General features: G+C 65.2%; 13 protein-coding genes. 7 read left to right on the top strand and 6 right to left on the bottom strand.

Annotation, left to right across the window (positions count from 1 at the left end; all coding sequences use genetic code 11):
* The first annotated feature begins 257 nt into the window (after window positions 1-257).
* The 6 genes from QX124_RS03780 (at window position 258) to feoB (ending at window position 5,301) form a co-directional block, all read left to right on the top strand.
* A complete protein-coding gene (locus QX124_RS03780) occupies window positions 258-788 on the top strand; it encodes an SspB family protein (RefSeq protein ID WP_315778714.1) in 531 nt (176 codons plus the stop codon).
* 96 nt (window positions 789-884) lie between these two features.
* Window positions 885-2,309: a class II fumarate hydratase gene (gene fumC / locus QX124_RS03775; RefSeq protein ID WP_315778716.1), complete on the top strand. Its 1,425-nt coding sequence runs from the start codon at window positions 885-887 to the stop codon at window positions 2,307-2,309.
* A gap of 238 nt (window positions 2,310-2,547) precedes the next feature.
* Window positions 2,548-2,733: a DUF4169 family protein gene (locus QX124_RS03770; RefSeq protein ID WP_315736863.1), complete on the top strand. Its 186-nt coding sequence runs from the start codon at window positions 2,548-2,550 to the stop codon at window positions 2,731-2,733.
* Entirely contained in the window at window positions 2,733-3,020 is a 288-nt protein-coding gene (locus tag QX124_RS03765) for a ribbon-helix-helix domain-containing protein (RefSeq protein ID WP_315755136.1), read from the top strand. Before QX124_RS03770 ends, QX124_RS03765 begins: the two co-directional genes overlap by 1 nt.
* 107 nt (window positions 3,021-3,127) lie before the next feature.
* Complete coding sequence (locus tag QX124_RS03760) at window positions 3,128-3,403, top strand: ferrous iron transport protein A (protein ID WP_315713372.1); 276 nt, start codon at window positions 3,128-3,130, stop codon at window positions 3,401-3,403.
* A 20-nt stretch (window positions 3,404-3,423) separates the two neighbouring features.
* Window positions 3,424-5,301, top strand: coding sequence for a ferrous iron transport protein B (feoB, locus tag QX124_RS03755; protein ID WP_315736861.1), 1,878 nt, complete (start codon window positions 3,424-3,426; stop codon window positions 5,299-5,301).
* A 16-nt stretch (window positions 5,302-5,317) separates the two neighbouring features.
* Here the strand turns inward: feoB and QX124_RS03750 are convergent, their stop codons facing one another.
* The gene (locus tag QX124_RS03750; protein WP_315796337.1) at window positions 5,318-6,106 is read right to left on the bottom strand and encodes an NAD(P)H-dependent oxidoreductase; all 789 of its coding nucleotides are present in this window, start codon (window positions 6,104-6,106) and stop codon (window positions 5,318-5,320) included.
* 89 nt (window positions 6,107-6,195) lie between these two features.
* On the opposite strand from QX124_RS03750, the gene QX124_RS03745 reads away from it, so the two are divergent.
* Complete coding sequence (locus QX124_RS03745; protein WP_315796335.1) at window positions 6,196-7,119, top strand: LysR family transcriptional regulator; 924 nt, start codon at window positions 6,196-6,198, stop codon at window positions 7,117-7,119.
* Between the two features lies 1 nt (window position 7,120).
* On the opposite strand, the gene QX124_RS03740 is transcribed toward QX124_RS03745, so the two are convergent.
* The 5 genes from QX124_RS03740 to QX124_RS03720 are packed head-to-tail and all read right to left on the bottom strand — an operon-like array spanning window position 7,121 to window position 12,348.
* The gene (locus QX124_RS03740) at window positions 7,121-8,992 is read right to left on the bottom strand and encodes a bifunctional sugar phosphate isomerase/epimerase/4-hydroxyphenylpyruvate dioxygenase family protein (RefSeq protein WP_315778720.1); all 1,872 of its coding nucleotides are present in this window, start codon (window positions 8,990-8,992) and stop codon (window positions 7,121-7,123) included.
* Window positions 8,989-9,726 (bottom strand): ABC transporter ATP-binding protein, encoded by a 738-nt coding sequence (locus QX124_RS03735; RefSeq protein WP_315778722.1) that lies wholly within the window; start codon window positions 9,724-9,726, stop codon window positions 8,989-8,991. The genes QX124_RS03740 and QX124_RS03735 overlap by 4 nt, the downstream gene beginning before the upstream one ends.
* 11 nt (window positions 9,727-9,737) lie before the next feature.
* Window positions 9,738-10,481 carry an ABC transporter ATP-binding protein gene (locus QX124_RS03730; RefSeq protein WP_315736855.1) on the bottom strand — a complete coding sequence of 248 codons (744 nt, stop codon included), beginning with the start codon at window positions 10,479-10,481 and terminating at the stop codon, window positions 9,738-9,740.
* Window positions 10,478-11,476 carry a branched-chain amino acid ABC transporter permease gene (locus tag QX124_RS03725; RefSeq protein WP_315796333.1) on the bottom strand — a complete coding sequence of 333 codons (999 nt, stop codon included), beginning with the start codon at window positions 11,474-11,476 and terminating at the stop codon, window positions 10,478-10,480. The genes QX124_RS03730 and QX124_RS03725 overlap by 4 nt, the downstream gene beginning before the upstream one ends.
* Entirely contained in the window at window positions 11,473-12,348 is an 876-nt protein-coding gene (locus tag QX124_RS03720) for a branched-chain amino acid ABC transporter permease (RefSeq protein WP_315755128.1), read from the bottom strand. The genes QX124_RS03725 and QX124_RS03720 overlap by 4 nt, the downstream gene beginning before the upstream one ends.
* Between the last annotated feature and the right edge of the window lie 33 nt (window positions 12,349-12,381).

Genomic DNA, 12,381 nt, shown 5'->3' with positions numbered 1-12,381 from the left:
TTCCTCCGCTTTAACCCATCTCCGCTTCAGGGCCGTGCTGTCCCCAGCTTTTTGGCGCGGCTTCGATTCATTCCTTCGTTGACCGGACTTCCGCCAGCTTCTACCCGTTCCCATATCTGGCGATCGACCGGCATGGCTGCTGACCTCAGCGCCTATGCCGGGTACGATGTGATTGACGCGAGTCGGGAATGCTGCTGCCTTGCCGGGCGCGGCCGCCCGAAGCGTCGGGCGCAGCCCTACACGACACAGGACCGATCATGGCGACGGATCATATTCGATACGATGTGCTGGCGCGCGACGCGTTGCGCGGGGTGCTGCGCCGGGTGCTGAGCGACGCTGCCGCCCATGGACTCCCAGGCGAGCATCATTTCTTCATCACATTCGTGTCCAAGGCCGAGGGCGTGAAGCTGTCGCCGCGGCTGCTGGCGCAATATCCGGAGGAGATGACGATCATCCTGCAACACCAGTTCTGGGATCTGGTGGTTTCGGAGGATCGGTTCGAAGTCGGCCTGTCGTTCGGCGGCATCCCTGAGCGCCTCGTGGTGCCGTTCCACGCCATCAAGAGCTTCTTCGATCCGTCCGTACAATTCGGACTGCAGTTCGAGCCGTCGGAGGCGATTGCCGAGACGCCGGCCGCGCCGAAACTGCCGGCCGCGCCGGCGCCATCGGCCATTGCCGGTCCGTTGCCTGCGACGCCGGCCGAAGCCGGCGACGACAAGCCGCTGCCGCCGGCCACGCCAGGAGAAGGCGCCGAAGTCGTGCGTCTGGACCGTTTCCGCAAGAAGTAGGCGCATTCGCCCCGCGCGGAATGACGGTCGGATCACTAGATTGAAGCATGCTCGAACCGGTCGACGCCGGTTCGCAACCAATGACGGGCATGCTTCATGGCACATTCAGCTAGTTCATCATCGCACGGATCGACGCGCACGGAGACCGACAGCTTCGGCCCGATCGAGGTCGCCGCCGACCGCTATTGGGGCGCGCAGACCGAGCGCAGCCGGCAGAATTTCCGCATCGGCCACGACCGCATGCCGATCGGCATCGTGCGCGCGCTCGCGCTGGTGAAGATGGCCGCGGCCCAGACCAATCGCGAGCTCGGCCTGCTCGAGCCGCGCATGGCGGACGCCATTGTCCAAGCGGCGCAGGAGGTCATCGACGGCAAGCTCGACGACCACTTTCCGCTGGTCGTCTGGCAGACCGGCTCGGGCACCCAGAGCAACATGAACCTCAACGAGGTGATCGCCAATCGCGCCAGCGAACTGCTCGGGGGCGAACGCGGGACCAAGAAGCCCGTACATCCGAACGATCACGTCAACATGAGCCAGTCGTCCAACGACTCCTTCCCCACCGCGATGCACATCGCCGCGGCACGGGCGATCTCGGGCCATCTGGTGCCGGCGCTGTCGGAGCTGCTGGCGGCGTTGCGCGCCAAGCAGGACGCGTTCGCGGACATCGTCAAGATCGGCCGCACCCATACCCAGGACGCCACGCCGCTCACGCTCGGCCAGGAGTTCTCCGGCTACGCCGCACAGGTCGAGAGCGCGATCGCAAGAATCGAGACGGCGGCGCGAGATCTCCTGCCGCTGGCCCAAGGCGGCACCGCCGTGGGCACCGGCCTGAACGCGGATCCGAAATTCGCGAAGCTGTTCGCCAAGCATGTTGCCGACATCACCGGCTGGCCCTTCACCAGCGCCGCCAACAAATTCGAAGCGCTCGCGTCCAACGACGCCTATGTGTACGTACATGGCGCGCTCAACGCGGCGGCCACCGGCCTGTTCAAGATCGCGAACGACATCCGCTTTCTCGGATCGGGCCCCCGCTCGGGATTGGGGGAATTGATCCTGCCGGAGAACGAGCCCGGCTCCTCGATCATGCCGGGCAAGGTGAACCCGACGCAGTGCGAAGCACTCACGATGGTGTGCTGCCAGGTGTTCGGCAATCACACGGCGATCACCATGGCCGGCAGCCAGGGGCATTTCGAACTGAACGTCTACAAGCCATTGCTCGCACATTGCATGATGCAGTCCGTACAATTACTAGGTGATTCAGCGCGTTCATTCAGCGAACATTGCGTGACGGGAATTCGCGCCGACGAGAATCGGATTCGAGAGCTGATGCAGCGCTCGCTGATGCTGGTGACGGCGCTTGCGCCGAAGATCGGCTACGACAATGCGGCCAAGGTCGCCAAATCAGCGCATCAGCACGGCACGACGCTGAAAGAGGAAGCTTTAAGGCTCGGCTTCGTGTCTGAGGACGAATTCGACCGCCTCGTGCAGCCCGAGAAGATGACGCGGCCCGGACGACCCTGACGGTAGCCCCGTAGTACTACGGGGGGTGATGCAATTCTCGCCGTTAACCCCTAAAGGATACTCTCGACTACAAGTTCTGCTGCGTTTGGTGAGTAAACAAATCCCGCTCGCAACGACGCGACTGGCCCTCGAACTATCAGGGAGCGATGACGTGATTGTCTGGAGAACGCCTGGGCTCATCCGCGCAATGCGTATGCTCTCGTCACGACGTTCGATGGCTTAGATGATTGGAGCAAGCATGGGTGATGTCATCAACTTGAAACGTTTCAGAAAGCGCGTGGAGCGCGATGAAGCAGCGAAGGTCGCCGAAAGCAACCGCGCTCGCTTCGGCAGGACGAAGTCCGAACGCGCAAATGACGCGCAACGCGACAAGCGCGCGAACGAATTACTCGATCAACATCGTATCAATGGCGAGGACGCGTGATGAAGTCGCCCGTCGTAAAACGTTCAATCGTGGTTGCTGGCCACAAGACCAGCGTCAGCCTCGAAGAGGCCTTCTGGAACGGCATGAAGGAGATTTCGGGTCTCCGTAACATGACCCTGTCCGAGCTGGTCGGAGAGATCGACAACAATCGCCAGCAGGGCAACCTGTCCTCGGCGATCCGGCTGTTCGTGCTCGACCACTTCAAGAGCCGCGCCGCAGCTTCTTCCGGCCTCGAGCCGAAGGCGGCGGTGGACACCCGGCACACGGCAGCCGTCGCGGCTCCTTGAGGCAGATCAGACGGCGGTCCGCCCGGCCTGTTTAAAATCGCTCTAAGAAGCCGCTGCATTGCACATGCCGCGCTTGACCTCTTGGCACGCGATTGAAAATACAGGCTATGAGCGAAATCTGCGATACAAGGCCGCCTCAGCCGCTCGGTCTCGCCCGGCGAGGCTATACCGGAACAATCCAGCATCTGGCTGCGGGCGGCGCGAGCTCGTCCCTGCCGGACGTCGAATTGGAGAGCCGGCTGATCGAACTGGGCTTCGTCGAGGGCGCCCGGGTCGAAATTCTGCATGAGGGGATCGTCGGGCGCGATCCGATCGCCGTGCGTGTCGACAACATCACCGTCGCGGTCCGCCGGCGCGAGGCCATGGCCGTCATCGTGGCATAGGCCGCGCGGAAAGCGTCGTCATGGAAAGCCCTCTGCTGCATCTGGCCCTGGTGGGTACGCCCAACAGCGGCAAGACCTCGCTGTTCAACGCGCTGACGGGAAGCCGCCAGAAGGTCGCGAACTATCCTGGGGTCACGGTCGAGCGCAAAGAGGGCGCATTCGTCACCCCGCAGGGCCGCCAGGTCTCGCTGGTCGACCTGCCCGGCACCTATTCCTTGCGCGGTCGCAGCCCTGACGAGGAAATCACCAGGGATTTCGTGCTGGGACGTGCCACCGGCGAGGTCCTGCCCGATCTGGTGTTGTGCGTCGCCGACTCCACCAACCTCAGGTTGACGATCCGGCTGCTGCTCGAGCTCAAGAGCACCGGCCGGCCGCTGGCGCTCGTGCTCAACATGTTCGACATCGCCAAGCGGCGCGGCGTCACGGTCGACGTCCCCGCCCTGTCGCTAGCGCTGGGCGTGCCGGTGGTGACGTCGATCGCCGTGCGCAAGGGCGGCACCGACGACCTGCTGCGGCTGACCGACGAGCTCCTCGCCCGGGCGGCCGCGGCCACCGGAGAGCGCGCCAACACCTGGCGTCCTCTCACGGTCCCGGAGCTGCGCGCCACCCAGCGCGAGGCCGATCGTATCATCGCGGAGACGGTCAGCTTGCCCGAGCGGCCCGATACCTGGACCGCCCGGATCGATGCCATCGCGCTGCATCCGGTCGGCGGCCTGCTGATCCTGCTGGCGATCCTGTTCGTGATGTTTCAGGGGGTGTTCGCCTGGGCCCAGCCGCTGATGCAGGTGCTGTCGGCGGCTTTTGACGCGCTCGGCCAGCTCGTTCACGACGAGCTTCCCGAAGGCCTGCTGCAGAGCTTCCTGCAGAACGGCGTGATCTCCGGCGTCGGCAGCGTCATCGTGTTCCTGCCGCAGATCATCATCATCTTCCTGTTCATCCTGCTCTTGGAAGATTTCGGCTACATGGCGCGCGCGGCGTTCCTGATGGACCGCATCATGGGCGGCGCCGGGCTGCATGGCCGCGCCTTCATCCCGCTGCTCTCGAGCTTTGCCTGCGCCATTCCCGGCATCATGGCGACGCGCGTGATCGATAACCGCCGCGACCGGCTCACCACGATCCTGATCGCGCCGTTGATGACCTGCTCGGCGCGGATCCCGGTCTATACGCTGATCATCTCGGCCTTCATCCCGCCGACCAAGGTGTGGGGCCTGGTCAACCTGCAGGGCCTGGTGATGTTCGGGCTCTACGCCGCCGGGATCATCAGCGCGCTGCTGGTGTCGTTCCTGGTGAAGTTCTTCCTGATGCGCGACTACCAGCCGGCGCCGTTCATGCTGGAGCTGCCGGACTACAAGATGCCGCGGTTGCGCAGCATCGCGATCGGCGTCTACACCCGCGCCAAGATGTTCTTGCAGCGCGCCGGCACCACGATCTTCGCGATGATGGTGCTGATCTGGTTCCTGGCGTCGTTCCCGCAGCCGCCGGAGGGGGCGACCGAGCCCGCGATCAATTACAGCCTCGCGGCGATGATCGGCCAGGCGATCGCCCCCCTGCTCTCGCCGGTCGGCTTCAACTGGCAGATCGCGGTGGCGCTGGTGCCCGGCATGGCCGCCCGCGAAGTCGCAGTCGCCGCGCTCGGCACCGTCTATGCGATCGAAGGCGGCAAGGAGGCCGCCGAGCAGATCGGACAGGTGCTGGCCAGCAAATGGAGCCTCGCCACCGCGCTCGCGCTGCTCGCCTGGTACATTTTCGCCCCGCAATGCGCCTCGACGCTCGCCGTCATCCGCCGAGAAACCGGCAGCTGGCGCTGGATGGCCGTCACCTTCTTCTACATGTTCGCGCTCGCCTATGCGGCCGCGTTCGCGACCTACCACATTGCGGTCGCGATGGGCGCGGGCTGAGCCCGCGCCCTCCACGTCAGCGCGCGGCGTCGACATGCAGCGCGAAGCCGCGCGCGTCCGGCGCGCCGAGCTCGGGACGAAGCTGCATCGACGGGATCAGATAGTCGCCGTGGTTCTGCCGCCGGTACGGGGTCGGCTGATCCGTGAACAGCGTCCGCATGCGCTCGCGCAGTCGGTCAGCGATCTCAACAAATCCGGCCTCGTCGATCCGGCTCGCCTTGTGCGCCACGAAGGCCGGCAGCACGTCGAAGCCGGGATAGAACAGGATGCCATGGTTGATCGGAAACAGGAGATCGTCGATCGGCCCGTTGATGCCGCGCTCCGAATAATGCTCCTGCCAGCCGCCGGTGGTCACGACCAGCATCGCGCGCTTGCCGGCAAACACACCCTCGCCATAGCGGTTGCCCCAGCGCTTGTCGCTGTGCTCGCCGACGCCATAGGTGAAGCCGTAGGAATACACCCGGTCGACCCAGCCCTTGAGAATCGCGGGCATCGTGAACCACCACAGCGGGAACTGCAGGATGACCGCGTCGGCCCAGAGCAGCTTGTCCTGCTCGGCCCTGACGTCCTCGGTCAAGGTGTGGGTCTTGAAGGCCTCGCCAGACGCGGTGGCGACGTTGAGAGGCCCGTCCGGCGGCAAGAGCGGGAAGTCGGCGCGGTCGGTGGCCGACTTCCAGCCCATCGCGTAGAGATCTGAGACTCGGATCTCGTGGCCCTGGGCCTTGAGCTCGGCGACGGCGACCTCGCGCAGGGCGCCGTTCAGCGAGCGGGGTTCGGGATGGGCGAAGACGAGCAGCACGTTCATGGCTTGGATCCTTTGCTGGAACAGCCGGAACATAGACGCGCGCCAACTTATCCACTATATGGCATATATCGATAATATTATGCTGTTTTATGGATAAATCAGACATCAGCCTCATCAACATGCGCAGCTTCGTCCGGGTCGCCGAGCGCGGCAACCTGTCGGCCGTGGCGCGCGAGCTCGGGCTGGGCCAGTCCACCATCTCGCGTCACCTTCAGGAATTGGAGGATGCGATCGGCGTGCCGCTGCTCAGCCGCACCACCCGGCGCGTCACCCTGACCGACGAAGGCAGCCGCTACTACACGAACTGCGTCCAGATCCTGCGGCTTATCGAACAGGCCGGCGACGAGGCGCGCGGTGCGCGCGGCGCTGCCAGCGGCATCATCCGGATTTCCTGCACGGCGGCCTTCGGCATCCTGCATGTCGCGCGGCTGGTCTTCGCGTTTCAGGATCTCTATCCGGACATCGCGATCGATCTCAATTTGACCGACGAGCGCATCGACCTCGTGCGGGAGGGTGTCGACATCGCGCTGCGTCTCGCCCCGCTCACCGACAGTTCTCTGAAGCTGCGGTCGCTCGGCCACTCGCACCGGCTGCTGGTCGCTTCTCCCGACTACCTGGCGAGACGCGGCACGCCGCGCACGCCGCAGGAACTGATCGGGCATGACGGCATCCGCATGACCAACGTCGCGGGCAGCGAGTCGCTCGTCGTCATGGGACCCGATGAAGAACGCCATGAGGTGCCGTTCAAAGGCTGCTTTCGCACCAATCACGGACTCGCGGTTCGAGAGGCCGTGCTGTCCGGGCGCGGAATCGGCGGGAGCCATGCGTGGCTGGTCGACGACCTCATCGCGGCTGGCAGGCTGACGATCATCCTGCCCGACCACCGTCTGCCATCGACTCCCCTCAACATGCTGATCGTCCCGGAGCGCGCCGGCATCGCGCGCGTGCGGCTGCTGATCGACTATCTCGCCGAGGAGATCGTCCGCCTGCCCGGCATCCGGCCCGAGCCCTGAGCTACAGCCGCGGCATCGCGTCCGGCCGCACCTCGCGGGCCTGCGCCGCCAGCCGGATCGCGGCATTGGCCGCACCGAAGCCCTGATAGTTGCGCCGCTGCACGATCTCGAAGAAGAAGCGCTCCTCGAAGATATGGGTGTAGACTTGGAAGAACTCGGCGTCGCCGTCGCGGTCGTACAGGATCTCGTTGGCACGGAGCGCTGCGATCGTCTCGGGCGCAAGATCATACTTGGCTTCGAGATCGTCGTAGTAGTTATCGGGAATGTCGAGGAAGCCGGCGCCGCGGGCGCGCATCTCGGCCACGGCTGCAAAAATGTCGTCGCAGGAGAACGCGATGTGCTGGACGCCGGAACCGAAGAACTCGGAGATGAAACGCGAGGACAAGGTGCGCGTCGCCGAGGAGCCGTTGAGGATGAAGCGCAGGCTGCGATCGCCGTTGACGATCGCCTGGCTCTGCACGAGGCCTCGGGGGTCGGCGATCTCCATCTGCGGCAGCCGCGAGAAGTCAATGATCCCGGCATAGAACAGCAGCCAGGACAGCATCTCTTCATACGGCATCGACTGGGCGATGTGATCGACCGCGACGAGACGGTCGGTGCTCCTGTCGCTGGCGACAGCTTCGAAATCGACGTCCCAGTGCCGCCCGTGCGTATCCAGGAAGTACAACAGGCTGCCGCCGACGCCGTGGATCGCCGGAATTTCCAGTTCCCCCGGCCCGACCGGCTGCGTGAAGGTGCGCGTCTTCAAGGACTGCGCCCGCGCCATGGCACGAGCGGCGCTGTCGACGTCCAGCGCCAACGCGCAGACGCCTGCCCCATGCGTGACGTAATGCGAATGCGCAAAGCTGGCCGGCTCGCAGTTGATCACCAGCTCGATTGCGCCCTGGGACCAGCGCTGCACCGCCTTGCTGCGATGACGCCCCGTCTTGCGGAAGCCAAGCTGCCCGAACAGTCTCGCCAGAGACTCCGCTTTGTCCTCGCTGACCGCGAATTCCACGAAGCCGATGCCGTGGCTCCTGACCCGAGGCTCGAAGCGCGGCTCCGGCTGGGCGGGCATCTTCCCGGCGAGGTCATCCTGCAACAGCAGCAGCGAGCGCATGCCGTCGAGCGCGGTGCGCGGCGCCGAGCCGGCGCGGAACTGATCGTTGAAGATCTCCAGCGACAGCGGCCCCGTATAGCCGGTCGCGGCCACCGCCTCCATGAACGCCCCGACCGGCAGATCGCCTTGCCCGGGAAAGCTGCGGAAATGCCGGCTCCAGGACAGCACATCCAGTTCGAGCTTCGGCGCATCGGCGAGTTGCACCAGGAAGATCTTGTCGGCGGGAATGGAGCGAATCGCGTTGGTCGGCAGCGCCGGTGCGAGCGCATGGAAACTGTCGAGGATGACGCCGATGGCTTTGTGATCGGCGCGGCGCACGATCTCCCAGGCATCGCGATAGTCATGCACGTGACGGCCCCAGGCCAGCGCCTCGTAGCCGACGCGCAGGCCACGCTTCGCGGCGCGCTCGCCGAGCTCGTGGAAATCGGCGGCGGCGCGGTCGATGCCGCCGAGCGAGGCCGGCGACACGCTGCTGCAGATCAGCAGCAGATCCGTGCCCAGCTCCTGCATCAGGTCGAACTTGCGCTCGGCGCGGATGAAGTTGCGCGCGCGCTGCGGCTCCGGCATGCCCTCGAAATCGCGGAACGGCTGATAGGCGCAGATCGCAAGGCCGAGGTCGCGGCACATCTGCCCGATCTCGCGCGGCCGCATCCCGAACGCGACCAGATCGTTCTCGAAGATCTCGACCGTATCGAAGCCGGCGGCAGCGATCGCCTTGAGCTTCTCGTCGAGCGCGCCAGAGATGGAGACCGTTGCGATCGAGCGCTGGTTCATGCCGCCGTCTCCTCCATCGCGCCGCCCAGGAACAGTTGGCCGATGCGCGGATCGGCCAGCACGCGATCGGCCTTGTCGATGATGCGGGTACGGCCGAGCTCGAGCACGATGCCGTAGTCGGAGATCTCCAGCGCCGAGCGCGCATTCTGCTCGATCAGGAGCACCGAGACGCCGCGGTCGCGCAATTGTTTCAGCATGTCGAAGGTCTGCTGCACCATCAAGGGCGACAGGCCAATCGAGGGCTCGTCGATCAGCACCAGCTGCGGCTCGAGAAGCAGCCCGCGCGCGATCTCGAGCTGCTTCTGCTCGCCGCCCGACAGGGTCGAGGCCTGACGATCCGCCTTCTTGCGCAGCACCGGAAAGACGTCGAGCGCCGCCTCGACGCGGGCGGTCAGATCGAGATCGCGCGAAGCGGCGACGCCGCCAAGCTCGATGTTGTGACGCACCGACAGCTCACCGAAGATGTTGCGGCCCTGCGGGATGTAGCAGATGCCGGCGCCGAGCAGCGCGCGCTGGCTCAAGCCGGTGACGTCGCGGCCCTTGAAGACCACCTTGCCTTCGCGCAGCTTGAGCAGGCCGAAGATCGCCTTGAACACGGTCGACTTGCCGGCGCCGTTCGGACCGATGACGGTGGTGATCGAGCCCGCCGGCACCGAGAAGGTCGTGCCGTTGAGGATCGTCATCTTGCCGTAGCCGCCGACGAGGTTCTGGACATCGAGAATGGGATCGCTCATCGCCGGCTCCCTCAGTGTCCGAGATAGGCTTCGATCACGGCCGGGTTGGCCCTGATCTCGTCGGGTTTGCCGATCGCAAGCACCTTGCCTTCCGCCATCACCATCACGCGCGAGCACAGCGACATCACAAACTCCATGTTGTGCTCGATCACGACGAAGGTGGCGCGGCGCTCGCGATTGATCGCGATCAGCCGCTCCTTGAGGTCGCCCAGCATGGTCGGGTTGACGCCGCCTGCAGGCTCGTCGAGCAGCACCAGCCGCGGGCCGCCCATGAACGCCATGGCCGCATCGAGCAGCTTCTGCTGGCCATAGGACAAGCCACCGGCCGGCTCGTTGGCGAGGTGCTCCAGCTTGAAGAAGCCGATCATCTGATCGGCGGTCGTGGTCAGGCCGGCATCCGACGGACCGAACAGGCGCGACAGCATGCTGCCGCGATGCTCCTGTCCCGCAAGGATCAGATTGTCGCGCACCGACAGTTTCGGGAACACCTGCAGCAACTGAAACGTGCGGCTGACGCCGAGCCGGTTCAGCTCCGCCGGACGCTGTCCAGTGACGAGCTTGCCGTCGACCCTGACCTCGCCGGCACTCGGCACCAGCTGGCCGAGGATACAGTTGAACAGGGTCGACTTGCCGCAGCCGTTGGGGCCGATCAGGCCGAGGATCTCGCCCTCGTGCACGTCGAAGCTGACGCCGTTGACGGCGGTGATGCCGCCGAAGCTCTTCTTGACGTCGCGTACGTCGAGGACTGCGGTCATCGCGCGGCCTCCAGCTTGGATTGGGCCGCGGCCCGCAGCGCGGAGGCAGCCTGGGTTCGCCGTGAGCTGAGATAGCGATCGATAATGCCAAGGATGCCGGTGGGCGAGTAGATCAGCAGCAGGATGACCGCCACGGCATAGAGCATCAAATAGTAGCCCTCGGCGAAGCGCAGCCACTCCGGCAGCAGCACCGCGATCATGGCGCCCAGGAACGGCCCGAGCATGAAGCCAGCGCCGCCGACGATCACCATCATCAGGAGGTCGAGCGAAAGCTGCAGGTTGAACGGCACCGGGTCGACATATTGCGTCAGCGGCGCATAGAGCACGCCGGCAATGCCGCCGAGCACGGAGCCGATCGCGAACGCCATCAGCGTGTAGCGCCTGGTATCGATGCCGAGCGATTGCGCCCGGATCGGATTTTCGCGCAGCGCCATGAAGGCGCGGCCCCAGGGCGAGCGGATCAGCCACCACATCGCGAGCGTCACGAGGCCGAGGGAGCCGAGACAGAGATAGTAGAACGGCAGCGGCTTGCGGGTCGGGTAGCCGAAGATCTCGGGGCGCGGAATGTTGCTGATGCCGTAGATCCCGTTGGTGAGCCAGCTCTCGTTACGGAACACGAGGAACGCCAGCGTCGAAAACGCGAGCGTGACGAAGGCGAGGTAGTGATGCTGCACGCGCAGCGCCGGATAGCCGAGGAGCCAGCCGACGATGAAGCAGATCACGATGACGAGGCCGAGCGCGGCAATCAGCGGCCAGCCATGCGTGGTCAGGATCGCCGCCCCATAGGCGCCAATGCCGACGAAGGCGCCCTGCGCCAGCGACACCTGCCCGGCGTAGCCAAGCGTGAGGTTCAATCCCATCGCGGCGATGGTCATCACGGCCCACTGGCTCAGGATGTACAGGCCGTAGCGGTTGAAGTTCATCGGGATGATGATCAGACCCGCAATGACCACGACGGCCAGCGCGACGAGAAGCAGTTTGCTGTGCTTGCTCATACCGTACGCTCCTCGGCGCGTCCGAGCAGGCCCTGCGGCCGGAACAGGATGACAAGGATCAGCAGCACCATCGGAACGGCGGCGCGATACTGAGTGGAGACGTAGGCGGCAGCGAGGTTGTCGACGACGCCGATCAGGAGACCGCCGGCAATGGCGCCGCGCACCTGGTTGAAGCCGCCAACGATCGCGGCGATGAACGCCGCCTGCCCGAGCACCTCACCGCTGGAAAACTTCGCGAGATAGATCGGCGTGATCAGCAGCGAGGCCAGCGCGACCAGCACGGCATTGATCAGGAAGGTCAGGAGGATCATACGCTCGACGGGCACGCCGATGATGCGCGCCACTGTGGGATTCTGCGCGGCCGCCTGCATCTGATGGCCGAGCGAGGTGCGGTTCAACAGCGTGGTCAATCCGACGACCGCGAGGATCGCGACTGCGAGCACGCCGAGGCTCTGCAGCGAAATCGCCCGGCCCAGGACGGTGACGTCACCTACCGGCACGATCGAAGGGAAAGGCGAGGCCTCGGCGCTGAAGAACTGCTTCACCGCCTCCTTGATCCCGACCGCCAGCGCCATGGTGGCGATCGCCAGCGGCAGCACGCCATGCCGCAGCATCGGATCGACCAGCAGCATCTTGAAGGCGAGACCGAGCAGCAGTGCCGACAACAGGATGCCGACGAGAACCGCGAGCCAGAACGGCGCGCCGAGATGCATCACCGCGAGCATCAGGAAGGCCGGCAGCATCACGAACTCGCCCTGGGCGAAGTTGATGGTCTGCGAGGTCTGCCACAGCAAGGTGAAGCCGACGGCAACGAGCGCGTAGATGGCGCCGGTGGCGAGACCCGCCACGATCAGGTCGAGCAGATTGGACATCGTTTCCCCCTAAGCCTTTGGGTGACGGCGGCA

Origin of the sequence: Bradyrhizobium sp. SZCCHNRI3043, assembly GCF_032377735.1 — a bacterium.
In the GTDB taxonomy this organism is placed as follows: Bacteria; Pseudomonadota; Alphaproteobacteria; order Rhizobiales; family Xanthobacteraceae; genus Bradyrhizobium.
The sequence above is the reverse complement of the archived record's forward strand: the minus strand, read 5'-3'. Positions and strand labels throughout refer to the sequence as shown.